Origin of the sequence: Chryseobacterium sp. FH2 (assembly GCF_001045455.1) — a bacterium.
Classification (GTDB): Bacteria; Bacteroidota; Bacteroidia; order Flavobacteriales; family Weeksellaceae; genus Chryseobacterium.
On the sequence record NZ_LFNE01000001.1, the window covers coordinates 381,026 to 405,658 of the forward strand.

25 protein-coding genes are annotated in these 24,633 nt (G+C 33.4%); 13 read left to right on the plus strand and 12 right to left on the minus strand.

The features are described from left to right. Positions 1–54 precede the first annotated feature (54 nt). Positions 55–2,646, plus strand: a complete 2,592-nt coding sequence (mutS, locus tag ACM39_RS01905) for a DNA mismatch repair protein MutS (RefSeq protein ID WP_048509307.1) — start codon at positions 55–57, stop codon at positions 2,644–2,646. 459 nt (positions 2,647–3,105) lie between these two features. On the opposite strand, the gene ACM39_RS01910 is transcribed toward mutS, so the two are convergent. Continuing rightward, complete coding sequence (locus tag ACM39_RS01910) at positions 3,106–3,552, minus strand: energy transducer TonB (protein ID WP_048509308.1); 447 nt, start codon at positions 3,550–3,552, stop codon at positions 3,106–3,108. 117 nt (positions 3,553–3,669) lie between these two features. Between ACM39_RS01910 and ACM39_RS01915 the strand changes: the two genes are divergently transcribed. The 3 genes from ACM39_RS01915 (at position 3,670) to ACM39_RS01925 (ending at position 5,273) form a co-directional block, all read left to right on the plus strand. After that, positions 3,670–4,155 carry a TlpA family protein disulfide reductase gene (locus ACM39_RS01915; protein WP_048509309.1) on the plus strand — a complete coding sequence of 162 codons (486 nt, stop codon included), beginning with the start codon at positions 3,670–3,672 and terminating at the stop codon, positions 4,153–4,155. Positions 4,156–4,167: 12 nt separating this feature from the next. Next, entirely contained in the window at positions 4,168–4,824 is a 657-nt protein-coding gene (locus ACM39_RS01920) for a thioredoxin family protein (RefSeq protein ID WP_048509310.1), read from the plus strand. A gap of 68 nt (positions 4,825–4,892) precedes the next feature. Then, positions 4,893–5,273: a DUF2809 domain-containing protein gene (locus ACM39_RS01925; protein WP_117590715.1), complete on the plus strand. Its 381-nt coding sequence runs from the start codon at positions 4,893–4,895 to the stop codon at positions 5,271–5,273. Here the strand turns inward: ACM39_RS01925 and ACM39_RS01930 are convergent, their stop codons facing one another. The 3 genes from ACM39_RS01930 to ACM39_RS01940 all read right to left on the minus strand — a co-directional run bounded on the left by ACM39_RS01930 (position 5,274) and on the right by ACM39_RS01940 (position 8,173). Then, positions 5,274–6,188, minus strand: coding sequence for a YARHG domain-containing protein (locus ACM39_RS01930; protein WP_048509312.1), 915 nt, complete (start codon positions 6,186–6,188; stop codon positions 5,274–5,276). Beyond that, positions 6,185–6,823, minus strand: coding sequence for a DUF2306 domain-containing protein (locus tag ACM39_RS01935; RefSeq protein ID WP_048509313.1), 639 nt, complete (start codon positions 6,821–6,823; stop codon positions 6,185–6,187). Before ACM39_RS01935 ends, ACM39_RS01930 begins: the two co-directional genes overlap by 4 nt. Positions 6,824–6,961: 138 nt before the next feature. Further along, positions 6,962–8,173 carry an NAD(P)/FAD-dependent oxidoreductase gene (locus ACM39_RS01940; protein WP_048509314.1) on the minus strand — a complete coding sequence of 404 codons (1,212 nt, stop codon included), beginning with the start codon at positions 8,171–8,173 and terminating at the stop codon, positions 6,962–6,964. A 113-nt stretch (positions 8,174–8,286) separates the two neighbouring features. On the opposite strand from ACM39_RS01940, the gene ACM39_RS01945 reads away from it, so the two are divergent. Both ACM39_RS01945 and thiL read left to right on the plus strand, forming a co-directional pair. Continuing rightward, complete coding sequence (locus ACM39_RS01945) at positions 8,287–8,778, plus strand: acyl-CoA thioesterase (RefSeq protein ID WP_048509315.1); 492 nt, start codon at positions 8,287–8,289, stop codon at positions 8,776–8,778. 77 nt (positions 8,779–8,855) lie between these two features. Then, positions 8,856–9,917: a thiamine-phosphate kinase gene (thiL, locus tag ACM39_RS01950; protein ID WP_048509316.1), complete on the plus strand. Its 1,062-nt coding sequence runs from the start codon at positions 8,856–8,858 to the stop codon at positions 9,915–9,917. A gap of 66 nt (positions 9,918–9,983) precedes the next feature. Here thiL and pepT read toward each other — a convergent pair whose 3' ends face one another. After that, the gene (gene pepT, locus ACM39_RS01955; RefSeq protein WP_048509317.1) at positions 9,984–11,231 is read right to left on the minus strand and encodes a peptidase T; all 1,248 of its coding nucleotides are present in this window, start codon (positions 11,229–11,231) and stop codon (positions 9,984–9,986) included. Between the two features lie 120 nt (positions 11,232–11,351). Beyond that, the gene (locus ACM39_RS01960; protein WP_048509318.1) at positions 11,352–11,570 is read right to left on the minus strand and encodes a hypothetical protein; all 219 of its coding nucleotides are present in this window, start codon (positions 11,568–11,570) and stop codon (positions 11,352–11,354) included. A 372-nt stretch (positions 11,571–11,942) separates the two neighbouring features. On the opposite strand from ACM39_RS01960, the gene ACM39_RS01965 reads away from it, so the two are divergent. Next, positions 11,943–12,791 carry a hydroxymethylglutaryl-CoA lyase gene (locus ACM39_RS01965; RefSeq protein WP_048509319.1) on the plus strand — a complete coding sequence of 283 codons (849 nt, stop codon included), beginning with the start codon at positions 11,943–11,945 and terminating at the stop codon, positions 12,789–12,791. A 23-nt stretch (positions 12,792–12,814) separates the two neighbouring features. Here the strand turns inward: ACM39_RS01965 and ACM39_RS01970 are convergent, their stop codons facing one another. Then, entirely contained in the window at positions 12,815–13,567 is a 753-nt protein-coding gene (locus ACM39_RS01970; RefSeq protein WP_048509320.1) for a hypothetical protein, read from the minus strand. Between the two features lie 95 nt (positions 13,568–13,662). Between ACM39_RS01970 and ACM39_RS01975 the strand changes: the two genes are divergently transcribed. Then, complete coding sequence (locus ACM39_RS01975; RefSeq protein ID WP_048509518.1) at positions 13,663–14,499, plus strand: sulfurtransferase; 837 nt, start codon at positions 13,663–13,665, stop codon at positions 14,497–14,499. 146 nt (positions 14,500–14,645) lie between these two features. Here the strand turns inward: ACM39_RS01975 and ACM39_RS01980 are convergent, their stop codons facing one another. Genes ACM39_RS01980 through ACM39_RS01995 form a run of 4 tightly spaced genes read right to left on the minus strand, consistent with a single transcriptional unit; the run spans position 14,646 to position 16,549 of the window. Beyond that, a complete protein-coding gene (locus ACM39_RS01980; RefSeq protein ID WP_048509321.1) occupies positions 14,646–14,972 on the minus strand; it encodes an SUF system Fe-S cluster assembly protein in 327 nt (108 codons plus the stop codon). A 3-nt stretch (positions 14,973–14,975) separates the two neighbouring features. Then, positions 14,976–15,680 (minus strand): 3'-5' exonuclease, encoded by a 705-nt coding sequence (locus ACM39_RS01985; RefSeq protein WP_048509322.1) that lies wholly within the window; start codon positions 15,678–15,680, stop codon positions 14,976–14,978. A gap of 15 nt (positions 15,681–15,695) precedes the next feature. Continuing rightward, entirely contained in the window at positions 15,696–16,043 is a 348-nt protein-coding gene (locus ACM39_RS01990) for a tRNA-binding protein (protein ID WP_048509323.1), read from the minus strand. Next, positions 16,040–16,549, minus strand: a complete 510-nt coding sequence (locus ACM39_RS01995) for a hypothetical protein (protein ID WP_048509324.1) — start codon at positions 16,547–16,549, stop codon at positions 16,040–16,042. Before ACM39_RS01995 ends, ACM39_RS01990 begins: the two co-directional genes overlap by 4 nt. Positions 16,550–16,751: 202 nt before the next feature. Between ACM39_RS01995 and ACM39_RS02000 the strand changes: the two genes are divergently transcribed. From ACM39_RS02000 to ACM39_RS02025, 5 genes are all read left to right on the plus strand, one after another. Continuing rightward, positions 16,752–17,330, plus strand: a complete 579-nt coding sequence (locus ACM39_RS02000) for a DUF4840 domain-containing protein (RefSeq protein ID WP_048509325.1) — start codon at positions 16,752–16,754, stop codon at positions 17,328–17,330. Positions 17,331–17,436: 106 nt separating this feature from the next. Next, positions 17,437–18,003, plus strand: coding sequence for an RNA polymerase sigma factor (locus tag ACM39_RS02005; RefSeq protein ID WP_048509326.1), 567 nt, complete (start codon positions 17,437–17,439; stop codon positions 18,001–18,003). Next, a complete protein-coding gene (locus ACM39_RS02010; protein ID WP_165585079.1) occupies positions 17,996–19,378 on the plus strand; it encodes an outer membrane beta-barrel protein in 1,383 nt (460 codons plus the stop codon). Before ACM39_RS02005 ends, ACM39_RS02010 begins: the two co-directional genes overlap by 8 nt. 124 nt (positions 19,379–19,502) lie before the next feature. Further along, a complete protein-coding gene (locus ACM39_RS02015; RefSeq protein ID WP_048509328.1) occupies positions 19,503–20,471 on the plus strand; it encodes a T9SS type A sorting domain-containing protein in 969 nt (322 codons plus the stop codon). A 193-nt stretch (positions 20,472–20,664) separates the two neighbouring features. Next, the gene (locus tag ACM39_RS02025) at positions 20,665–22,200 is read left to right on the plus strand and encodes a YifB family Mg chelatase-like AAA ATPase (RefSeq protein ID WP_048509330.1); all 1,536 of its coding nucleotides are present in this window, start codon (positions 20,665–20,667) and stop codon (positions 22,198–22,200) included. A gap of 727 nt (positions 22,201–22,927) precedes the next feature. Here ACM39_RS02025 and ACM39_RS02030 read toward each other — a convergent pair. Beyond that, the gene (locus tag ACM39_RS02030; protein WP_048509331.1) at positions 22,928–24,505 is read right to left on the minus strand and encodes a helix-turn-helix domain-containing protein; all 1,578 of its coding nucleotides are present in this window, start codon (positions 24,503–24,505) and stop codon (positions 22,928–22,930) included. Between the last annotated feature and the right edge of the window lie 128 nt (positions 24,506–24,633).

Here is a 24,633-nt window from a genome sequence, read left to right on the forward strand (position 1 = left end):
TTAATAACTTTGAAACCCTAAATTTAATACATAAATTTGGGGTTTTATTTTAATATGGCAAAAACAGCAAAGAAAGAAACCCCGTTAATGACGCAGTACAATACCATCAAGGCGAAATATCCTGATGCTCTTTTACTATTCAGAGTAGGGGATTTCTACGAAACTTTCGGACAGGATGCTGTTAGAACTTCTCAGATTTTAGGAATTGTCCTTACGAAAAGAGCGAACGGTGATGGGCATATAGAATTAGCAGGATTTCCGCACCATTCCGTGGATTCTTACCTTCCTAAATTGGTGAGAGCGGGAATGAGAGTTGCTATTTGCGACCAACTGGAAGACCCGAAAATGGTCAAAGGAATTGTAAAAAGGGGGGTAACGGAATTGGTGACACCCGGAGTTACTTTTAATGATCAGGTTTTGAACTCAAAAAAGAATAATTTCCTGTTGTCTCTTCACAAGGAAAAAGAAAAATTCGGGATTGCTTTGGTTGATATTTCTACAGGAGAATTTTTGGTAAGTGAAGGAAATTTAGAAAAGCTGCTTCACATTGTCAATACCTTTGATCCGAGCGAAATTATTTACCAGAGAAGTGCCCAGATTCCGGAACAGATTAAAAATAAAAACGCCTTTAAACTTGAAGATTGGGCATATCAATACAATTTTGCGTACGAAAAACTGACGAATCATTTTAAAACGAATTCATTAAAGGGTTTTGGAGTTGAAAATCAACCATTGGCAATTACGGCCGCAGGAGCGATTTTCGCTTACCTGGTTGAAGATACTCATCATAATTTACTTTCTCACATCACAAAAATTCAGATTATTCCACAGGAAGATTTTCTGATGATGGATAATTTTACGTTGAGAAATCTTGAAATTGTTTATCCGAGCAATGCACAGGGTAAATCTTTGCTGGATATTATCGATAAAACATCAACCCCAATGGGTGGAAGATTGTTGAGAAGGCGGATTATTTTGCCATTGAAGTCGGTTAACGAAATTAATAGAAGGCTTTCTTTAATTGATTTTTTAAATGAAAAAGATAATCTTAAATATGATATTTCCCAATTACTAAAATCTATTTCAGATTTGGATCGGCTGATGGGAAAACTGGCTGCGGAAAAAATTTCACCAAAAGAATTAGGATATCTTCGTCAAAGTTTGATTAATATTCATAAAATTAAAGCTTTAATTCATCCTCATGCTGATGTGTTAGCCTGGCTTGAGCCGCTTTATGATCAGGATGAATTGATCAAAATTTTAGAAAATCATCTTAATGAAGAGCTTCCTGTAAGCCTTGCAAAAGGGAATGTAATAAAAGAAGGTATTTCTGAGGAATTAGACCGATTGAGAGGGCTTCAAAGTAAGGGACGCGGGTTTTTAGACGAAATGTGCCAAAGAGAAATCGAACGAACAGGAATTACAAGCCTTAAAATTGATTTTAATAATGTTTTCGGATATTATATTGAAGTCCGAAATACTCATAAAGATAAAGTTCCGGCTGATTGGCTTCGAAAACAGACGCTGGTAAATGCCGAACGTTACATCACGGAAGAATTAAAAGAATATGAAAATCAGATTCTTGGAGCGGAAGAGAAAATCGGGGTGTTAGAAAATCAGCTGTACAGAAATGTGTGTGCTGAAACAATGATTTATATCGACCAGATTCAGGAAAATTCAAATATAATTGCCCAATTGGATGTTGCGGTTGGCTTATCAGAACTGGCCGTTTCCGAGAGCTATACTAAACCAATTTTAACTGAAAATTTTGCGATTGATTTAAAGGAAGCAAGACACCCAATCATCGAAAATGCCCTTCCTTTAGGCGAAAAATATATCCCGAATGATATTTTTCTAGATAAAGATTCTCAACAGATTATTATGGTTACAGGCCCGAACATGGCGGGTAAATCTGCAATTCTACGTCAGACAGCAATTGTTTGTTTATTGGCTCAAATTGGAAGCTTTGTCCCGGCAAAACATGCTGAAATCGGGATTTTAGATAAAATTTTCACAAGAGTAGGGGCGACGGATAATATTTCCGCAGGGGAATCAACTTTTATGGTTGAAATGAACGAGGCTGCGAATATTTTGAATAATATTTCTGAACGAAGCCTGATTTTATTAGATGAAATCGGACGTGGAACTTCTACGTATGACGGAGTATCTATTGCTTGGGCAATTGCGGAATATCTTCATCAGCATCCGACTCAGGCAAAGACCTTATTTGCAACGCATTATCACGAGTTGAATGAAATGACCGTAAATTTTGAGCGTGTAAAAAATTTCCATGTTTCTATTCAGGAGAACAAAGGAAATATTATTTTCCTGAGAAAGCTGATTTCGGGTGGAAGTGAGCACAGTTTTGGTATTCACGTGGCAAAATTGGCAGGAATGCCTTCAAAAGTGGTAAACAGGGCTAATGAAATTCTAAAAACGCTGGAAGCAAGCCGTTCTCAAAGCGGAGGTTCATCAGAAAAGATAAAAAGAGTAACAGAAGAAAATATACAGCTTTCTTTCTTTCAGCTGGATGATCCTGTTTTGGAAAATATCCGTGAAGAGCTGACGAAAATTGATATTAATACATTGACACCAATAGAGGCTTTAATGAAGCTCAATGCAATAAAAAAAATGATCGGTAAATAGCCAATCATTTTTTTTATTTAGTCAAAACTTAACGTTAAAATATTTAGTAATTTATAGCAACATTAAGGAAACTTTACAGGAAACCTGGATCTTACATTTTGACTTTCAAACTGTGCAGGATTCCACTTTTGTTTACAATTCTGAATTGCTTTTATTATCATTTCATTTCTAAAGCCGGACTGACCCGTTATGTATTCCGGAAATATATCAGCCTGTTCGTATGGTTCTTTGTTACCATAGATTTTTTCTTTTTTTTTGTGCTGAAGAAAAGGTGCAAATGGTGATGATGAATATTGTAAGAATTTTTTTCATTGTTAAATTTAGATGGAATAGCAAATGTTTTTTAATCAAAGTTTCTGAACTTATAGCGAACCTTTGCGCCATTCAGTTCTGATGATATTTCTTATTTGAAATTTTCAGAAATCATTTTTTGAAAAACATTTACACAAAAATAACATTTTAATATTTCTTCAATGTCAAAGGGAAAGTATAAAGATATCGAACGGGCTCTCCATTGATTGTTGCGGGTTTCCATTTTACAAATAACCTTCTTACGGCAATTTCTGCAGCTTGAGAATGCTTTTTATTATCTCCTGTTGCGGTCACAAATCTTACATATCCATTCTTTTCGACAATAAAGTAAATGCGGGTATTGATTTTATTGGTTTTAACATCAATGACATCCATTTTCTCTGCAAATTGTCTTTTGAAAGCCGCTTCTCCACCGGGAAATTCAGGTGATACGTCCGCTTTGGTTACCACATCTTCCAGTTTCATCCTTGTCTTTAAAATCCCATAATCCGGAATACCTGTTACACTGCTGAATTCAGGGGTATATGTATTCGTATTTTGTGCAAATGTTATAATGCTAAATAATACGACTAAACAAGGTATTAATTTTCTCATAGCTCAATATTTTGTGTTGTTACAGCAAAAAAAGAGCCTAACATTTTAAATTTGATTGAAAATACACTTTAGCTGGTGTTAAATTCGCAAAAACAAATACTTTTAGTAAATTTAAGCATGAAAAATTTGCTTACTATAATACTGTTGTTTTTATGTATTACTTTCTTTAAAGCACAACAAACAACAGTCTCTTCAGTAAAATATGAAGAACTTGAAAAAAAAATTCAGGAGGAGAATGATAAATTTCTTATTGTCAATTTTTGGTCAACAACCTGTGCTCCGTGTGTGAAAGAGCTTCCGCATTTTATGGAAATTAATAATAAAAATGCTGATAACCCAAAGTTTAAGATGATTTTGGTTTCGCTGGATAGATTGGTTGATAAAGAAAGAGTGATAAAATTTATCAAAAATAAAAACCTTGCCGCTGAGGTGGTTTTATTGGATGATATTAAAAGAATGAATACATGGATTCCGCGTTTTGAGAAAGATTGGGACGGAAACATCCCTGTGACGATTTTCTATAAAAACGGAGAGAAAGTACATTTTAATGATGGTGAAATGAGCAAGGAAGAATTGGAAAATATAATTTCAAAATATTTATAAATATATATACCTATGAAAAATTTCAAAATTGTAATGGCAGCTTTTATTGTCGGGCTTGGTCTGCTGAGTTTTACAACAATAAATCATGATAAAAACAAGACTGAAAATCAAAATGCTTCTTCTGTAAAAGGATATGAAGTGGGAGATGAGGCAACAGATTTTAAACTTAAAAATGTTAACGGTAAAATGGTTTCTTTGAGCGATTTTAAAACGGCAAAGGGGTTTATTGTTGTTTTCACATGCAATCATTGTCCGTATGCAAAAAAATATGAAGACAGAATTATAGAACTAGATAAAAAATATAAGTCTCAGGGATATCCTGTTATTGCTATTAATCCTAATGATCCGGGTGTACAGCCTGAGGACGGATACAAAGAAATGATTGAAAGAGCAAAACAAAAGGGTTTTACATTCCCTTATTTAGTGGATGAGGGACAGAAGATTTTTCCTCAGTATGGTGCAACAAAAACGCCTCATGTTTTCCTTCTACAGAAAGAAAATGGTAAAAATATTGTGAAATATATCGGCGCTATTGACAATAATTATGAAAATCCGGATGATGTTTCAGAATATTATGTACAGGATGCAGTGAATTCTTTGATTAAGGGAGAACCTGTAAAAATGACAAAAACTGTTGCCATAGGATGTACAGTGAAAGTAAAGAAATAATATATTTGCTAAATAAAAATCGGGATTCTTTTTGAATGCCGATTTTTTATGTATTAATTTGAAAAATGATGAAATTTAAATTCACCCTGAAATACTTTCTTTTAGCAATTGTAATCCTCTTCATTGAAGTTTTAATTGCTACAAAATTGAAGGATATTTTCTTTGTAAGAGCTTATCTGGGAGATGTTATTGTAGTGATGCTTATTTATACTTTTATTAAAAGTTTCATTAAAATTAATAACAATCAAAAGCTGATTTTAGGAATTTTTATCTTTTCATGTCTGATAGAATTTGCACAATACTTCAATATTGCAGAAAAACTAGGCTTCCAACCTGGAAGCCTGATGTATATTGTGATTGGAAATTCATTTTCCTGGATTGATATCCTTTGTTATGCTGTTGGATGCTTGTTGCTTTCTCTTTTTGCGGGATTTACTTCAAGAAAATAATTATCTTCCAAAACTGTCATATTTATCCTCTGCATATTTGATAAAACGGCTCAATAAAGCCACATTTTCTTTTTCCAAAGGAGATAGATCATTATCCACATTGTTTGAAACCGGGATATACCAATCTGTCTGCTCAAAAAAGTTTCTGTAAGTAGCTTTTTTAAAGGAATAACCGTGTCTTGCAAAAACCGAATTTTTAATGATTTCCATATCCAGCTTCCGAAGATTTTTAAGGTCTTTTTCCGTTAATTTTTGTTTTGAAGCATTTAATTTAAAAACAGCATCAGAAGCAACTCTGTTTTTCTGAGTGGTATATTTTTCGGTATTTCCGTTTTCGTCTGTATATTTTTCAACAAAATCTTTCGGATTTTCCCAATCTACCAGGTTTGAATCTTCATCCAGCATAAAATTCGGGTTATAAACGAATTCTTTTTTAGCCAATTTTAATGTTTTAAGAGGCGCTTTTACGGTTGCTTTGTTAAATGCAGACCATTTTCCGCTCAAACTGTCACCATTTAATTTTACCTCAAATCTGCCATCTGTTTTATCATTTCCAGGTTCGTCAAGCGTAAATGATTTTGAAATTTCATTAAAAATTCCTCGGAACGGGCGCTGATTTCCATTGACGATACTTTGACCATAAACACTGTCCTTTGTAATTCTGTTAATTTTTAAAGCAATTTTTTTATAAACATTACCTTCATACTCTTCGCCGTCTTCAGAGGTAATCATCTCTTTTCCTGCAAAATCACCCATGTAAATTCCGTAATATTCTTTAAAAATTTCCGGAGGAACTAATGAATCTTGTTTTGCAGTAAGGCTGTCTTTGGAAGAATTTACAGATTTTCCATCCTTCTTACAGGCAACTAAAGTAATTGTAAATAAGGAGATTAATGTTAATTTTAAAAATTTCATATATGTTTTTTTGCGATTAAATATTCAATTAATAATAAGTTGGGAACCCACCCCAGCCATGCGATAATCTGGTAAACATCCATCGGATTTGGGTGAAATAAATATACAATAATAACTTTCCACATTCTTAATGTAATAGCTGAAATTGTAAGGGCAAAACTGCGCCACATCCATTGTTTATGTTCTTTAAATTTTTTATGTCGCGCAAATTGGTATGCTTTAAATGTTGAAAACCACCACAAACAACCCAAAATCAAGAAAGAAATTTTAGATAAAATTCCGCCGTTGGCAAAAATTCCCATATAAATTCCTGATGGAGCAGCGAAAAGAAGAATTAGAAAAATATAAATTTTTCCTGCATTTTTATGGAAATTTTTAAACCCAAAATCTTTTCTTAAAATGGCTGAAAATCCCGATAATAAAACAAAAATACTTGTATAGACATGTGTGTAAAAAAAGTAGAGGTATTCTGCTCTTTGCCCAACTTCGGTTTGTTTTATCATGAGAAAGCTCACCTCTGTTTTAAATGGGATATATTCTAAAGTAATTTTCAGCATAAGCCAAAAGAAATATCCGAATCCTAAGATTAAAAGGATTTTTAAAATATTCGAAATATTTTTTTTGACTAAAAGCATTTTTATAATTTGTGTTCTTTATTATCGAATTTACGGTTAACTTATCTTTCTGACAAAGGAAGATCTAAACCTATTCATTAGAGATTCTCCGTTTCATTCCGTTTCATTCCGTTTCATTCAGAATAACAGGGGCAGTTACTAAATAAATGATTTCAAATTTAAATCCTGTGCAATCAACCATGCTTCGCTCCAACACGCCTGAAAATTAAAACCTCCGGTCACCGCATCAATATTTAAGACTTCTCCGGCAATGTAAAAATTAGGTAAAATTTTCGAAGACATATTTTTAAAGTTAATTTCCTTTAAATCAATACCTCCTGCAGTTACAAATTCATCTTTAAAAGTAGATTTCCCGGTTACGTGGAATTTCTTTTTACATAAACATTCAGTAATGGTCTGTATTTCTTTTCCTGAAACATTCGCAACCTGTTTATTTAAATCAACTTTTGAAACTTCCAAAATTCTCTGCCAAAAACGATTCGTTATATCAAAAAGTTTCGATTGTCCAATGGTTTTTTTAGGATTTAGCTGCCTGAAATTTTGGAATATTTCTTCAGCCTCATCCATTGATTTTGAAATAAAATTTACTTCAACTTCGAAATTATATTTCATTTTAGCCAAATTCACCGCTTCCCAAGCCGAAATTTTCAAAATTGCAGGTCCTGAAAGTCCCCAATGTGTTATTAAAAGTGGCCCGCTTTCCTTTGTTTTCAATGTTGGGATAGAGGTTTCTGCCATTTCAAAGCTTGTTCCGGCTAAATCTTTCAACAAATCATCTTTAATATTAAAGGTAAAAAGTGAAGGAACCAAATCAATGATTTTATGTCCTAAATTTTCAATGATTTTTAATGATTTCGGAGAACTTCCCGTTGTATAAATTACAAAATCTGCTTCGAAATCTCCTAAAGTTGTTTTAATGACATATTTTTCATCTTGTTTTTCAATTTCTTTTACAGAGCATTTTGTTTTTATTTCAACATTTTTTTGCTGGATTTCGTTCAAAAAAGTATTGATGATTGTTTGTGAAGAATTGCTTTCCGGAAAGATTCTGTTGTCATTTTCTATCTTCAACGAAACTTTTCGTTTATCAAACCAATCCATTGTATCGCCCGGCTGAAATTTGGTGAAAACACTTAATAATTCTTTGTTTCCACGGGGATAAAACTGTACCAGTTCTCTTGGGTCAAAACAGGCATGAGTCACATTACATCTTCCGCCTCCCGAGATTTTAACTTTCTGAAGGACATCCGAATTTTGCTCAAGAATAGTGATTCTATATTTCTTTCCGTCAAGATTTGATGCCGCGAAAAACCCTGCCGCACCACCTCCGATAATGATAATTTGCTTCATAATTATTGTAATCTTATGCTCAAGATTATTTTTCCAAAAGTACAATTTTTATAAACCATCTTATTTGAGTAATTTTGAAGAATATAATTAATTATTCTAAAACCGATATTTAAATGATTTTTTACCATAAATTCGAAGTTCGTTGGAGTGATCTTGATGCCAACAAACATTTAGCAAATTCATCTTACGTACAATATTGTGCCCAAACCAGAATGGCTTTTATGAAGCAGGAAAAAATGGGTGTTACGCAGATGAGCCGATGGGGAATTGGCCCTGTTATCATGCATGAAAGATTTTCTTTTTTTAAGGAAATATTTGCAGACCAAACCGTGATTGTAAGTCTGGAAGTTGATGCCTGTGCAGAAGATTGTTCTATTTATCGTTTTGTACACAAATTTTATACTCCTGAAGGAGAGCATTGCGCAACTTCTGAAGCTACAGGGGTTTGGATTGATACAATGTTGAGAAAAATGACGACTCCGCCGGATGATGTGGTAGAGGCCATCAATAAATACAAAACTCCGAATACAGTTGTTTTGACAAGAGAAGATTTTAAAAAGTTGCCTTTCCGTCCGGAAAATGTTGATCCATCCACATTTGCCTAAAATGGTTTTAAGTTTAATGTTTTGAGTTTAAAAGCATTTACTTATTACCAATTACTCATTATTTATAATTAAAAGATATGTTTGAAGATAAAGAACCTGAATTAACGCCGATTTCAAAATTGGGCGAATTTGGACTAATTAAACACTTAACGGAATTTTTTCCTTTATCCAATGAATCTTCGGAGCTTGGGGTAGGAGACGATGCGGCAGTTATTAATCCTGAAAATAAAAGAGTTGTCCTTACAACGGATGTTTTGGCGGAAGGAGTTCATTTCAATTTAGGGTATGTTCCGTTGAAGCATTTGGGTTATAAAGCTGTTGTTGTGAATCTTAGTGATATTGCAGCAATGAATGCGGCCCCAACGCAGATTTTGGTTTCTTTGGCGGTTTCAAATCGTTTTCCGGTGGAAGCTTTAGAGGAAATTTATGCCGGAATTCAGGCTGCTTGTGGTCGTTATAAAGTGGATTTAATTGGTGGTGATACAACAAGTTCAAACTCAGGTCTTGTGATGAGTATCACGGCTGTTGGAATTGAAAATGAAGAAAATATCGTAAAAAGAAGTACTGCAAAACCAAACGACTTACTTGTTGTGACAGGTGATTTGGGTGGAGCATACATGGGACTGCAAATTTTGGAAAGAGAGCATGCTGTTTTTTTAGCTGATCCAAATATGCAGCCTGAGATGGAAGGTTACGACTATATCCTGGAAAGACAGTTGAAGCCTGAAGCAAGAACAGATGTGAAAGGAATTTTAAAACAATTGGATATTAAACCAACTTCTATGATTGATATTTCTGATGGTCTGGCTTCCGAAATTCTGCATCTTTCTGACCAGTCGAAAGTTGGTTTCAGATTGTATGAAGAGAAGGTTCCGATGGATAATCTGACGATTACAACAGCAGATGAATTTAATTTAAATCCTGTTATGACGGCTTTAAGTGGTGGTGAAGATTACGAATTATTGTTTACGATTTCACCGAATGATTTTGATAAAATTAAAAATCATCCGGATTTTACAATTATCGGACATGCTGTTGAAAAGGAAGAAGGAAATTTTATGGTGGCACGAGGCTCTAATCAATTGATTGCTTTAACGGCTCAGGGATGGGACGCTTTTTTAGGAAACCAACAAGGATGATTTTGATTAATTTTAAATAAAAAAGCCAGCTCATTTGAGCTGGCTTTCAATTTTATATGCAAAACATTACGCTTTCACAATATTAATAATCACCTCCGTTGCTTTCTCCATACTTTCCAATGCCACATACTCATAAGGTCCGTGGAAATTAATTCCTCCTGCGAAAATATTCGGGCAAGGTAATCCCATATAAGACAGCTGCGCACCGTCGGTTCCTCCTCTTATAGCCTTGATTTTAGGCTCAATCCCGGCTTCTTTCATCGCTTCTGCTGCAATATCGATGATGTGCATTTTTCCTTCAAACTGCTGCTTCATATTTCTGTATTGCTCTTTAATCTCAATTTCAGCCGTTCCAGCTCCGTGTTTTTGATTAAATTCAGCCACTTTTTCTTCCATGAATTTCTTTCTTGCTTCAAATTTATCAGCATCATGATCACGGATGATATATTGAAGTTTAGCCTCAGAAATATCAGCGTTTATATCCATTAAATGATAAAAGCCGTCAAACCCTTTCGTTGTAGCCGGAGTTTCATTGGCTGGAAGCATCTGGGTAAATTCAGAAGCTAATAAAGCTGCATTTACCATTTTTCCGTACGCATAACCAGGGTGAACGCTCAATCCGTGGATTTTCACGACGGCGCCTGCGGCATTGAAGTTCTCATATTCCAATTCTCCAACTTCACCACCATCCATTGTATAGGCAAATTCCGCCCCGAATTTAGCCACATCAAATTTGTGTGCGCCCCTTCCGATTTCTTCATCAGGCGTAAAGCCAATTGCAATTCTTCCGTGTTTGATTTCCGGATGAGCGATTAGATATTCTGCTGCTGTTACAATTTCTGCACAACCTGCTTTGTCATCGGCTCCAAGAAGTGTGTTTCCGTCAGTTGTAATTAAAGTCTGACCGATATATTTTTTTAAACTTTCAAATTTTGAAGGAGATAATGTAAATTCTGTGGTCTGATTTAAAACCAAATCACTTCCGTCATAATTTTCCCAAACCTGTGGTTTTACATTTTCCCCACTGAAATCCGGTGACGTGTCATAATGTGAAATAAATCCAATCGTTGGTTTGTCATCGTTTTCAAGATTTGAGGGAACGTAGCCCATGATGTAACCGTTGTCATCAATCGATACATTTTCAAGACCTATCGTTTTCAATTCTTCAACGATATAATTGGCGATATCCCACTGTCTTTCTGTCGAAGGGGTAGTTTCGCTTTCCGCGTCGCTCGTTGAATAGATTTTTACATAATTGATAAAACGGTTCAGTAACTTTTCTTTCCACAATTGGCTGAATTCTATTGCACTCATTATTCATATAAATTTTAACAAAGTTAACAAATTTGATACTGAGAATAATTTATTTGCAATTGAATTAAATCATTAAAATTTCAAATGACAGTATAACTGAAGATCAAATAAAGTAGTTTTTTAAACCGCATAAACCGCTTTATTCTGAAAAACATTCATAACGGCAATTTTATTATTGGCTGTATTGTAGGCAATTTCTACAGTAAAACATGAAAGTTCATAAAGAACATACTTTAAAGTATCTATTGTCCTTTCGTTCATTACACGTCCATTATTTACAACCATATTGCATTGGGCCTGATCCGTCAAATTCTTGAAATCGTAGTAAGAAATATTCATAGCTGTAATTTTTATTAGTTTAATTGTCTTATTACTTATATACAATTTGTTTACCAATTTGCTTAGATAAAATACCACATTTTCAATTTATTTTATTTAAATAGAGTGATTAATGACAAATTATAATGATGGTGATTGATTTTTTGATTTTTACTTAAATTTTTAAATGATAATTTCATCTTTCACAATGTTGGGTTTTTAATGTGTTTCTGTGAAATCATTCTTAATGAATGCTTTATTTGTAAATGAATATTAAGTATTGAAATTATAAATTGAATATAAAATGTTGGAAATCAAAATAATGTTAGCTTTGTCTTCATTATATCTAAACTTATTTAGTTTTATTATATTTGAGAAAATCAAAACGTAAAAATGTTTCTTACTGAATGTCCACGTGATGCAATGCAGGGTTGGGGAGAATTTATCCCTACCGATAAAAAAATAGATTATATCAACTCTTTGATGGATGTTGGTTTTGATGTATTGGATTGTCTGAGTTTTGTGTCTCCAAAAGCGATTCCACAGATGGCTGATTCTGCTGAGGTTGCCGAAAATATAGATAAATCACTTTCCAATACAAAGGTTTCTGCGATTATCGGAAATTACAGGGGTGCCGAAAAAGCACTACAGCATCAGTCGGTAGATATTCTAGGGTTTCCATTTTCTATTTCCGAAACTTTTCAGCACAGGAATACCAATAAAAGTCAGGAAGAAGCTTTTGAAGAAATCATCAAAATGCTTGAACTGGTAAAAACTGAAGGGAAACAATTAAATATCTATTTTTCAATGGCTTTCGGGAACCCTTACGGGGAAATGTGGAAATGGGAAGATGTAGAGTTTTGGGCTCAAAGATTTTCGGAAATCGGAGTTAAAGATATCTTGCTTTCTGATACTACAGGAGTTGCAACACCGGAAACAATTGCCCTTTTATTCGATAAAATACCTTCAAAATATCCTGAGATTAATTTCGGAGGTCATTTTCATAACCGTTATGAAGATTCTTATTCTAAATTAAAAGCTGCTTATGATCAGGGTTGCAGAAGATTTGACAGTGCAATCAAAGGAATCGGCGGCTGTCCGATGGCAAAAGATGATTTGGTGGGGAATATGCCGACAGAGCAGGTTATCAACTTCATGAGCGTAGAAAAAGTAGATCACAAATTGAATTTATTAAACTTCGAAAGTTCTTACAACAAAGCGAAAGATATTTTTCATTTTTAATAATATAAAACAGTAAGTGATTCCTATCTTGCGGAATCACTTATTGCTTCTACTGCTGGTTCTTTTTCATCATTTCCTTCTTCATAATCACCTTGATTTTTCATGTCATCAAGTTCTTGTTTAGAATATTGGTGATATTCTTCAAATTTTTTTATCTTACTATTATAAACAAGTGCAATTTTTCTGTAATTATTAAACTTTACAATTAATCCGTCTTCTGGTGATGGCTGTAGATCTGTATTTTCCATGAAAATTTTACTTCCTTTTGTAAAGCTATTAATAATAGGGAGCTCTCCATCATATTCCTGCCAATGTAAAAGATCACCGCTACTGGAAATGACGTAAATGGCACTGCTTTTAAAGTCATTTTTCTCTAAAATAAAAGCCATGTCTTTGCCATCGTGTTCTGTTTTTCCGGTGAAGTTTCCAAAAGCGTAAACATTTTTTGCCCTGTCTTTGATTCTCGTGAAATAATAGTAAGCTTCTCCGTCTTTTGGCTGGTAGTAATTATTATCAATGAAGATTTTGACTATAGCCTTTTTGTAGTTTTCAGGAATATCATCATATTCACTTACCCGAAAAGTTGTATTTTTCCAATAATCATACTCATCTTGAGTGGCAAATGCATCTCCCGAGGATACTTCTAAAGTATAGTTTTGTTGCTGAGATTTCTTTTTATACGCATAAAAGCTTAATCCTAAACATAGGATTAATACAATTATTGAGATTAAAATAATGATCTTTTTTCTGTTTGGTTTCTTTTTTTCCGGTTCCATTTGTGTTTTTGTTTAATTTTATGCAAATTAAAAATTTTTTAATAAACAAAGCTGATTTTCATAAGCTTAAATTAATTTCAACTAAAAATAACATTATGTCACCAATAATTTCCGCGTCTGAATTAAGAAATCTGTCAGGCGAAAATCTTATTATTCTCGATGCAAGAGCAGGAAAAGATGCTTATCAAAATTATCTGAACCAACATATCAAAGGAGCTCGATTTATCGATTTAGATAACGATTTAGCTGATATTGGAGAAGATGCAGCTTTTGGTGGAAGACATCCGCTTCCGACTATTGAAAAATTTGCACAAACACTTTCCGGTCTTGGAATTTCGGAAGATTCTCATGTTGTTGTCTATGACGATAAAAATGGGTCTAACGCAGCAGCAAGAGCTTGGTGGATGCTTAAATCTTTTGGTTTAAAAAATGTTCAGGTTTTAGACGGTGGATTTCAAAATGCAGGAAGAGAAAGCTTGGAATTTACATCAGATGAAGAAACTTTTAAAAAGGCTGATTTAATTAAAAAGGTTCATTGGATTCTTCCGATTTCGACTCTGGAAAATGTTGAAAATGAATTAATAAACAATTCCTCAACAGTAATTGACGTAAGAGATGCCTACCGCTATAAAGGAGAGTCTGAACCCATCGATTTGGTTGCGGGACATATTCCTGGTGCTATCAATATTCCTTTTTCTGAAAATATTGACGAAAACGGAAATTTTCTAAAGCCTGAAATATTAAAAGAAAAATATTCAGAACTTCTGAAAGATAAATCTCAGGGGTTAATCATTCACTGTGGTTCGGGAGTGACGGCTTGTCATACCATTTTGGCTTTGGATTATGCAGGGTTCCCAATTCCTAACTTATATGTGGGCTCATGGAGTGAATGGAGCAGAAGAGAAGGAAAAGAAATTGCAAAAGAAATTTAAACATTAATTGCTCTGTTTGTCATTTCGACGAAAGAAGAATCTGTTTAGATCCTTTTCTGTTTTCGCTCTGCTCTAAATGAACTAGTTTCAAGTAAAAAATAAAAGGCTGCCAAAATTGACAGCCAGTTTTATTTTTAATTTGAATTTTAAAGCATTCCTAATTCAAATTTAGCTTCTTCACTCATCATATCCTTGTTCCAGCTAGGCTCAAATGTAAGCTCTAAATCGACACTTTTTACGTGTTCTACCTCTCCTACTTTGTCTTTTACCTCTTGCGGAAGTGTTTCTGCAACAGGGCAGTTAGGAGTCGTAAGTGTCATTATGATTTTAACATCCGCATCGTCAGAAATCTGAACATCATAAACTAACCCCAATTCGTAGATGTCTACCGGAATTTCAGGGTCATATACGCTTTTTAGAACCTTGATGATTTCTTCACCGATGTCGGCAATCTGATCGTCTGTAAATTTCATTTTTTAATCTAAATTGATATATCTTTTCAACAAATCTTCCTGACGCATTCGCCGGAAAATATTTGCCAAAGTTAAGACATCTTTTTCACAATAGTCAACTATTCTTTGCAAGTCTTTTTCTATGTAATAGATTGATGAAACCATTGAGCCGTCGATATCGTCTTTCGGGGTAGGGATTCCGAAAAGATGAGCCAGTAATTCTAAAGAAACGAAACTTTTGTAATCTCCAAATTTCCACAACTCCATCGTATCGATATGCGGAATCTCCCAGGGCTTTTTTCCAAACATCTGGAATGGAGCAGGAGGCATCATTCCATTGATTAAGAATCTTCGGGCAATCCAGGGAAAATCAAACTCCTTCCCGTTGTGAGCACAAAGAATAACATCACGAAGTCTCGGGCTGTTAAAAATTTCACCAAATTCCTGCAGCATTTTCTTTTCATCATCATCAGCAAAACTTTTGATTTTCAGCGTATCATTTTTTTCGACCATTCCTATCGTGATGCAGATTATTTTTCCGAATTCAGCCATAATTCCGGCTCTTTCATGATAAAACTCTTCTGCGGAAATATCGTCCTTTCTTTGGAACCTTGTTTTTTTATCCCAAAGAATTTGCTCTGTTTCGGATAATTCATCCCAAACTCCCGATCCAGGAACGGTCTCAATATCAATGAATAAAATTCGTTCTAAAGGAATATTTTGTATCATGTATTTTATAATTTTTTAACCAACCTGCATTCCATTTTTTGTTGGCAATGAAGGAGTTAAAAGTGTAACGTCCTTTTTGTCTTCACTGTACAGTCCCAACACTAAACATTCACTGAAAAAATTAGCAATTTGTTTTTTTGGAAAATTAATGACAGCCAGGATCTGCTTTCCGATTAATTCTTCTTTCCTATACAATGAAGTGATTTGCGCAGATGATTTTTTAATACCTAAATCGCCAAAGTCTATTTCTAATTGATAAGAAGGATTTCTGGCTTTTTCAAAATCATTTACGGAAATGATTGTTCCGCTTCGGATGTCTATTTTTTCAAAATCTGCCCAAGAAATTTCTGGTTTTATATTCATGATGATGAGTTGATTAGCTGTTCTATTTCTTTTTTCTGTTCCGCATATTTTTGTTGTAGCTCTGAGCCATCGCCCATTCTTTTGTAATATTCCAATGCTTTATTACCGAAAAATTTTCTGTGAAAATCTGAGACGTCCGGGATTTGAGGAAAAACTTTGTGAAAAAGCATTTCATAATAAGCCTGAAATTCTCTTTCATTTTTATCTTCAACCACTTGCCCCGGAGCTTTTTGTCTTACATGAAGCATTTCATGGGCGACCATATTTAAGACCAAATTCAAATCAAAATCAAAAATGTTTCTGGGGATCATTACCTTTTGTGGCCGTCCTAATTCCCCTTCGGCTGTTAAAAGCATAGAATTGGGTGAAAGTTCTTCTCTAAAACCGAATCCTGCAAAGTTTTCATGTTCTAAATTAAATGAATAAACTAAAAATTTTGCAGCATCTATAATTTGGTTGTGCTCTTTGTAAGCGTTAAGGTGTAGATTGACTTGTTCTAAATTCATTCCCAAATATGTTTTAACAAATGTATTAAAATAATAAAAACAGTAGTGCTATTTTGTTAGATTGAAATTTTTATTGTTTAAAATCAATGAGTTATAAAAAAATAACTGAATTTCTGAAATATTCATGCAAGATTCTTCAAAAAACGGATTTATTTAATGAGTACTCAAAATAAGTAATGTTTAATGAACTGAATTTAAAATAATGAAAAAATTAATGGTACTTAAAGCTTTTATAATTGCTTTTATTTCTTTTTTAGGATTGTCTTTGATGACGTCTTGCAATGACGATGTGTATGAGCCAATTCCCGTGAAGAATGGTGATGAAAATGGAACGTACAGAGCCAAACTAATTACAACACAGGGAATTAACCGGACAGAAAAAATTATTGATTTTGTGACAAAAGATTCTGTCATTACCTATAAGGAATTTCCAATAAAGGAAATTGTAAAAGCGGTGATAAAGGATGATGCAAAAGCAAATGCAGCTGTTACGGCAATGGGAAAAATTGAGTATAAACTTAATTTTTCCCCGAAAATAATTACAGAGCATAATGTAATAGAACTGACTTTTGCTCCTGAAAAACTGATATTGCAAATTCCTGTTGACGGACAAACGAAAAATACCGTAGTGACATTGGCAACATCAGAAAAAGGATACTTTATAGGACAAGATTTTTCGATGAGATTTGGTTTTGTAGCAGATAAAATTACGGTAGACGGAACGGATTTGACTCCTTATGAGAAAATTAAATATGATTTCCCATACTGTTTAAAGTATTAATTAATGTTTATGGCCCCCGAATAGGTTGTGCTTTGTAAAAAGGCAGCCTATTTTTGTATTATGTTAAATAAATCAATTATTAAAATAGGTATGTTGTAAATTTTACATGGAAATAAGCAAGGAACAGATTTTGGTAAACCGTCTTTTGAAAAAGGAAGAAACCGCTTGGAAAGAGCTTTTTGGGGCTTATTCAGGTAACCTTACTTATGTCTGTTCGCGATATATTACAGGTAGAGATAACGTGCATGACGTATTGCAAAACAGCTTTATTAAAATGTTTAACTCCATTGGTTCTTTTGAATATAGAGGCGAAGGATCTTTGAAGGCATGGCTTACGAGAATTGTAGTTAATGAATCTTTAAAACACCTCAAGCAAAATATGAATAGCGGGAATTTTACAGATGTGTTGGAGATACCCGATGTACCCAATGAAGAGGAACCTAATCTGGAAGAAATCCCGAAACCTGTGATGATGGAAATGATTCGTCAGCTTCCTGACGGATACCGGACGGTTTTTAACCTTTTTGTATTTGAGAGAAAGAGCCATAAAGAAATTGCAGAAGATTTAGGAATAGCTGAAAACTCTTCTGCCTCACAGCTTCACAGAGCAAAGGCAATGCTTGTTCGGAAAGTAAATGAATATAAAATGTCAAAAAAAGCGCAATATGGATGATCAATGGTTAAATAATCTGCGCAATAAAATGGAAGATCACTCAGAGGATGTTCCGGACGGATTGTGGGATGCTATCAGAGATGAATTATTCTATGAAGGTGATGAAAATAAAATTATAAGATTAAATTTAGAAAATGAACTAAAAGCGCAGGAAAAATCTGCCCAAATTGATATTAAAACGAAAATTTACCGTGCTGTGGGGATTGCGGCTGTTCTTGCTGCATGCTTTTTTGTGGGTAAAGAATTATTAAATCTAAATACTTCTGAACAGAAAAAAGCGTCAACAAAAGTTTATGCCAATAAAGATAATGTAAAAACAGTTAATAAAACTTCTGAAACTCAACACGCTTCAATACGAAATGAAAATATAATCCCTAAACAGACTTTTAGGTCTGATAATTGTCTGAATAGTAGTGTTTTAACTCAAAATGTAAAGAAAAATATTTCAGGTCAAAAATTAAGAGAAGAAAAAACGAACGATAATATTTTTTTGAAGCCTCAGGAAGAGTCTAAAGCAACAAATTTATTCAGCCAAAATCAAAGTATTGCTAAGGAAAATCAAGTTGTTACAGAAAATGTGAATCCCGCTGAGAAAGGTGAAGAAAATAAAGAGCTTCTTGCTGATAATCAAAATATTTTGAGCCCCAAAAGTGCTGATGAAGCAAAGCAGAAAACCCCAAAATCTACAAAATGGATGTTGAGTATGCTTACGGGAAATGCTTCTTCAGGTTCTGCGGAACAGTTCCCGGGGTATGCAACTGCTGCGGGGAAACCAATGAGTGTAGCTGAAGTATATCAAAGTTCTGACGGAGATCCTTTTGTGGAGGTGCTTTTGGCGAATCAAAACAAAGAAGTTGAAGCAAGGGTAAGGCATAAAACGCCGGTTACTTTTGGCTTGTCTTTATACTATAATCTTGGCAAAAGATGGGGTATAGGAACGGGTATGAATTACACCAAACTATCCTCAGAAATTCACTCAGGGAGCAGTACGAATTATATTAGGACAGATCAGTCGGTTCACTATATCGGAATTCCTGTTCAGGTTAATTATAATATTGTCAAGAAAGGAAGATTTACAGGATATATTACTGCAGGGGCATTGGCTGAAAAAGCGATTTCAGGAAAGCAAAAGACTCAATATGTTGTAGATAATATTGTAAAAGATGAGTTTACGGAGAAAGTTGATGTAACCCCTCTGCAGGTTTCTGTAAACAGTGCCGCCGGACTTCAGTTTAAAGTAATACATAACATAGGTATTTATGCGGAGCCGGGTGTAGCGTATCATTTCAGGGATGACAGCCAGCTGAATACGATTTACAAAGAAAAACCATTTAATTTCAATATGAAGTTCGGAATCAGGCTGCAGATTGATTAAATAATTTTTTTGAAATAATAACATCTAATGTTTTTGGATATCAGTGCTGTATTTTGTAGCCCTGTAGATAATCACATGCCTGTTTTTAATTATTGAAACTTAATACAACCAATAAATATTTTATATGAGAGTAAAATTAATTTTTTTAGCGTGTTATTTATTTTTAAATATCTTGAATATCAATGCGCAGTGTACACCGACCATCACAAGTCCCAGACTTGGAGTAATGTTTCAGGATAAAGTAGTTTTTTGTACTACGGAAACTGAAATTCTTTCCGTAACGCAAACTTATGATACCTATCAATGGTATAAACAAGAGTGGGATTGGCAGAGCCCGAATAATAATCCTTGGGTTGCTATTCCGAACGCAACATCACAGACACTGACAATCAATGGAGCGGATGATATGCTTTATTATTTTAAAGTCGCTGTTACCCAGGGGGGATGTTCCGCAGAGAGCCCGGCGATAATGTCAGACGGATATGCTTATGGACTTCCTTTTATGATGGCAGATTTCATACCGGGAACTTATCAGGAAATACAGCCGGGAGAATATAACGTTTGTTCCGGAGCAACTGTGCAACTTGACAATGGATTTCCTTTGGTGTATGGAACACATACTTGGTTTAAATGTATTCCAAGCAGTAATCCGCCTTCGCCTACAGATCCTTGTATCATTCCTGGAGCTACAGGTGATACTTTCGTTGCGCATGATTCCGGTGAATATGGTTTCTATGCCTGTACAGAATATTGTCCGGATATGTGTGAAATGCTAAGTGATGCGGCCTTTATAAAATTAAATTTTGGAGAATGGGGCTTCTGTAGCTTAGGAACAGGAGAAACGAAGCCGAAACAGAATAATCTGAGCATTTATCCCAACCCTACGACACAATTTTTATATATCGGAAAGGAATCTGACAAATCATATGCAGATATTTCCATCATAGATATGTCTGGGAAAATTGCTTTACAAAAACAAAATCATAAATACACAGAAGCGATTGATGTAAGTAAGCTTGTTCCGGGAACGTATTTTATTATTTCAAAAAATGCAGAAGGAAAAGTGTATAAAAACAAGTTTATCAAAAAATAAAGAAGTTCGGTGTTATCGGATTTTAGTTTTTTCAATAAATATCCTTGGTCGGCGCAGACATTTTGTCTGCGCTGTTTTTTTTATTTAAAATTAAATTTAAACTATCAAAATTATGTTTTTGCTGAAATTTATAAAGATTAATATTGATTTTGTAAAATGAAATATTAATTATTTTTACACCAAAACACAGTGTATGCTGATAAAAATTTACGGAAGTGCAATTCACGGGGTTGCCGCTCAAACAATTACTATTGAAGTAAATATAGATACCGGTGGAGTAGGTTATCACCTTGTTGGTCTGCCTGATAATGCAATAAAGGAAAGTAGCTACAGGATTTCGGCAGCTTTAAAAAATGTTGGTTATAAAATTCCCGGAAAAAAAATTACGATTAATATGGCTCCCGCCGATCTTAGAAAAGAAGGTGCGGCGTATGATTTGAGCATTGCCGTGGGAATTTTGACAGCTTCGGACCAGATTTTAGCTGAAAATGTTCAGGATTATATCATTATGGGAGAGCTTTCATTGGATGGAAGCTTACAGCCGATCAAAGGGGTTTTGCCAATCGCTATTCAGGCCAGAGAAGAAGGTTTTAAAGGGATTATTTTACCTAAACAAAATACCAGAGAAGCGGCAATTGTTAACAATCTTGATGTATTTGCCGCTGAAAATATTAAACAGGTTATTGATTTCTTTAATGAAGGAAAGCCTCTCGAAAAAGTTGAAATTGACACCCGAAAAGAATTTCAGGAAAGGATAAATGATTTTCCTTTTGATTTTTCTGAAGTTAAAGGTCAGGAAACGGCAAAAAGAGCCATGGAAGTTGCGGCTGCAGGAGGACACAATATTATTCTTATCGGCCCTCCCGGAAGCGGAAAAACCATGCTGGCAAAACGTGTTCCGAGTATTCTTCCTCCATTGACTTTAAAAGAAGCTTTGGAAACTACAAAAATACATTCTGTTGCAGGAAAAATGGGAAGAAATACATCTTTAATGACGATTCGTCCTTTTAGAAATCCACATCATACAATATCTGATGTTGCATTGGTTGGCGGTGGCGGTTATCCACAGCCCGGCGAAATTTCTTTGGCGCACAATGGTGTTTTGTTTCTGGATGAAATGCCGGAATTCAAAAGAACTGTTTTAGAAGTAATGAGACAACCTTTAGAAGATCGGGAGGTAACAATTTCAAGAGCAAGGTTTACGGTAAATTATCCCGCAAGTTTTATGTTGGTTGCATCGATGAATCCCAGCCCGAGCGGATATTTTCCGGATGATCCGAATAATACCTCATCAACTTATGAAATGCAACGCTATATGAATAAGCTTTCAGGACCGCTTTTGGATAGAATAGATATTCATATTGAAGTACAGAAAGTGGAATTTGAGCAACTGGCAGAAAAGAGAAAAGGAGAAAAAAGTGGAGATATTAGAAAACGTGTTTTAAAGGCGCGTGAAATTCAGGAGGAAAGATATAAAGATTTAAAAATCAGTTATAACGCTCAAATCGGGCCAAAGGAAATTGAAAAACATTGTGCATTGAACCAGGCTTCTTTCGACTTGATAAAAATGGCAATGGAAAAACTTAATCTTTCTGCAAGAGCCTATGACAGAATTTTAAAAGTTGCAAGGACAATTGCTGATCTGGATGAATCTGAAAATATTCTTTCCGAACACATTTCTGAAGCGATACAATACAGAAGCCTGGATAGAGAATTTTGGAATGTTTAGAAATTAAAAAACCACTGGGAACAGCTAGTGTTGATTTGATATTATTAAACTTATTATGTGATTGTTACTTTATAAAGCCTTTGCGTAAACCACTTTATGAAACCTATAAATTTCTACCGATTATAAAATATATTTTATAATTAATCACATCGTTATTTATAAACATTTGATTATGTAGATATCTATAGGAGTAATAATATTAAATATCAATTTCAGTTCTTAAGTGATTCAATAATCCGAACCACCATTTTAATATAGTTTCTGTATCCATACTTTCTCCATTGTACATTATTCTAATGTCTTTTTGATGTACAATTTAAAAAGTCATAGATACGAGAGAGATATTTCTATATTGTTTTCTGTGACCTTTTGTTTAATTAAAGCATCTATATGAATCTTTTTAATCTAAGTTCATTTTTGTTGGGAAAAAAGAAAGCAGTACTAACTTGCTTTCTTTCGTGTTTTTAGAATCAATCGTTTATTAAAAAATGTTTGGAAAGTAATTAGGAGAGGGAGAGTTATCCTAATTACCTAGTTAATACCTTTAGAATTCATGAGTTAGTTGATCTATTTTAAATCACATAATTTAATAGTTTATTAAGTTAAGAATGAATGGTTTAATATTGTGTTTATAGTGTGCAAAAGTATATATTGCCAATATTCAAAACTAATAATAGTCTGTAACTAATCGGAAAAATAATATATACTTTAATGTGTATTATGCCTTTTATTCTCTTGTTTTTTTTGAAAGTTGTTGAGCGATGAATTCAGACGGAGAGATTTTCATTTCTTTTTTAAACATTTGAGTAAAACGACTATGTGAGGAATAACCAGTGATTTCTGCCAAATAATCGATTTTGTAATTAAGATATTCTGGATTATTTATCATTTTTTTTATAATGTATCTAATCCTAATATTATTTAGATAATCACTAAAATTCTTCCCTCTGTAGTTTTGTAATAAATAATTAATATATTTTGTATTACTATTAAAAATAATAGCCATATTTGATATATTGAAGTTCTTACCAGTAAAAATTTCACTATTTTCAAATTCCTCTAATTTTTGTAATAACTCAGTAGTTTTCTTTTCAGATAAGGGTTCTTTAGAGGTAGTGTTTACTTTAGATGAAACACTTTGAATTTCTTTGTTTTTTACTTTCTCAAAATCATCAATGATTTTCTCATATTGAATTTTTATTTTTTTATTTTGGTAGTTTTTGTACCCCCCTATGAATAAAGTAAATACTATTAATAAAATTGAAATAATGATAAATAATAACGAAACCTTTTTCTCAGTTTTAATTTCATTTTTAGTCTTTTTTAAAATATTCTTTGCGGCTGTTTCTTTTGAATTTGAAACTAAAATACCATTGTCGATTATTCTTTTTTTTATACTATCCGCCTTTTTTACTTCCTTATTCAAAGTATAGTATTCATCAAATACTTCATCTATTTGCAGTTCCAAATTCTTGTCGGCCATTTTATCGGCTAAAGTTTTGGATTTATTAATATAAATAAGCGCTGAATTTATATTCTTCAACTTTATTTCTGCAGCAGCATAACGAATATAGAAATAGGCCAAATAGAAATTATTATTATCATCAATTGCCTTCAATCCTTTTTCATAATAAAATTTTGAAAGTTTATAATTTTGTAGGTTATAATAGTTAACGCCAATATTTAACAAAGCTGGTATATAGGCTTTTGAATAGCCAGCAAAGGGAAATTCTTTTTTTAAATCTTCCAAGTAGCTAAGTGCTAATAAGTTTGCAGATAGAGCTTTCTTATGTTTTTTTTGTTTACTATAGACGGCTGAAATTCTCTGATAAATTATTGATCTATCAATTAAAAAGTTTTCTCTATCAAGTTTACTAGTGTACTGAAGTGCTCGCTCTAAATATTCATTACTTTCAGCTTCCATATTTAGATTATTATACAAGGATGCAATTATGCCACTAGTCTTTGGTTTAAAATAAATAAGGTTTGATTTTATTGCAATAGAATCTGCTTTTAGAGATACATCTAAGGAAGAAGACAAATTGTGTTGCATTTCATATCCTTGTATAATAACAAATAAAGCTTTTACTCTTTGCCAATCATTGATAGATGACCTATATAAAGAGTCACCTTTTAGTAGGATTTCATCAGAAGTAATTTTCTTATCATTTCTTAAAATTTTATCTGTAATATGATTAAAATATCTATTTTCTTTTGATATACTTAAGTCCTGACAAAAAATATTTGCATAATTTATTAGAAAACAAAATATAAAAATATGTTTTATTATTAAGTGATTTATCATATTTATTTCGATTACATAAATATATTTTAATTATTATACAAATAAACAAATAATAAATAAGTGTATTAATGAATAATTAAAATTTTATTTTCTGAATAACTATAAAAAAGTATAAGGCAAGTAGCTAA

Bases quoted from the DNA above. Each gene is read 5' to 3' on its own strand.
- ACM39_RS01995 (WP_048509324.1), bottom strand. From the start codon at position 16,549: ATGAATTTAGAACAAGTCAATCTACACCTTAACGCTTACAAAGAGCAC.
- ACM39_RS01920 (WP_048509310.1), top strand. From the start codon at position 4,168: ATGAAAAATTTCAAAATTGTAATGGCAGCTTTTATTGTCGGGCTTGGT.
- ACM39_RS02030 (WP_048509331.1), bottom strand. From the start codon at position 24,505: ATGATAAATCACTTAATAATAAAACATATTTTTATATTTTGTTTTCTA.
- ACM39_RS01910 (WP_048509308.1), bottom strand. From the start codon at position 3,552: ATGAGAAAATTAATACCTTGTTTAGTCGTATTATTTAGCATTATAACA.
- ACM39_RS01935 (WP_048509313.1), bottom strand. From the start codon at position 6,823: ATGCTTTTAGTCAAAAAAAATATTTCGAATATTTTAAAAATCCTTTTA.
- ACM39_RS01915 (WP_048509309.1), top strand. From the start codon at position 3,670: ATGAAAAATTTGCTTACTATAATACTGTTGTTTTTATGTATTACTTTC.
- ACM39_RS01960 (WP_048509318.1), bottom strand. From the start codon at position 11,570: ATGAATATTTCTTACTACGATTTCAAGAATTTGACGGATCAGGCCCAA.
- ACM39_RS01925 (WP_117590715.1), top strand. From the start codon at position 4,893: ATGAAATTTAAATTCACCCTGAAATACTTTCTTTTAGCAATTGTAATC.
- ACM39_RS01940 (WP_048509314.1), bottom strand. From the start codon at position 8,173: ATGAAGCAAATTATCATTATCGGAGGTGGTGCGGCAGGGTTTTTCGCG.
- ACM39_RS01965 (WP_048509319.1), top strand. From the start codon at position 11,943: ATGTTTCTTACTGAATGTCCACGTGATGCAATGCAGGGTTGGGGAGAA.
- ACM39_RS01930 (WP_048509312.1), bottom strand. From the start codon at position 6,188: ATGAAATTTTTAAAATTAACATTAATCTCCTTATTTACAATTACTTTA.
- ACM39_RS01990 (WP_048509323.1), bottom strand. From the start codon at position 16,043: ATGAATATAAAACCAGAAATTTCTTGGGCAGATTTTGAAAAAATAGAC.
- ACM39_RS01985 (WP_048509322.1), bottom strand. From the start codon at position 15,680: ATGATACAAAATATTCCTTTAGAACGAATTTTATTCATTGATATTGAG.
- pepT (WP_048509317.1), bottom strand. From the start codon at position 11,231: ATGAGTGCAATAGAATTCAGCCAATTGTGGAAAGAAAAGTTACTGAAC.
- ACM39_RS02015 (WP_048509328.1), top strand. From the start codon at position 19,503: ATGAGAGTAAAATTAATTTTTTTAGCGTGTTATTTATTTTTAAATATC.
- ACM39_RS02010 (WP_165585079.1), top strand. From the start codon at position 17,996: ATGGATGATCAATGGTTAAATAATCTGCGCAATAAAATGGAAGATCAC.
- mutS (WP_048509307.1), top strand. From the start codon at position 55: ATGGCAAAAACAGCAAAGAAAGAAACCCCGTTAATGACGCAGTACAAT.
- ACM39_RS01980 (WP_048509321.1), bottom strand. From the start codon at position 14,972: ATGAAATTTACAGACGATCAGATTGCCGACATCGGTGAAGAAATCATC.
- ACM39_RS02000 (WP_048509325.1), top strand. From the start codon at position 16,752: ATGAAAAAATTAATGGTACTTAAAGCTTTTATAATTGCTTTTATTTCT.
- ACM39_RS02005 (WP_048509326.1), top strand. From the start codon at position 17,437: ATGGAAATAAGCAAGGAACAGATTTTGGTAAACCGTCTTTTGAAAAAG.
- ACM39_RS01945 (WP_048509315.1), top strand. From the start codon at position 8,287: ATGATTTTTTACCATAAATTCGAAGTTCGTTGGAGTGATCTTGATGCC.
- ACM39_RS02025 (WP_048509330.1), top strand. From the start codon at position 20,665: ATGCTGATAAAAATTTACGGAAGTGCAATTCACGGGGTTGCCGCTCAA.
- thiL (WP_048509316.1), top strand. From the start codon at position 8,856: ATGTTTGAAGATAAAGAACCTGAATTAACGCCGATTTCAAAATTGGGC.
- ACM39_RS01970 (WP_048509320.1), bottom strand. From the start codon at position 13,567: ATGGAACCGGAAAAAAAGAAACCAAACAGAAAAAAGATCATTATTTTA.
- ACM39_RS01975 (WP_048509518.1), top strand. From the start codon at position 13,663: ATGTCACCAATAATTTCCGCGTCTGAATTAAGAAATCTGTCAGGCGAA.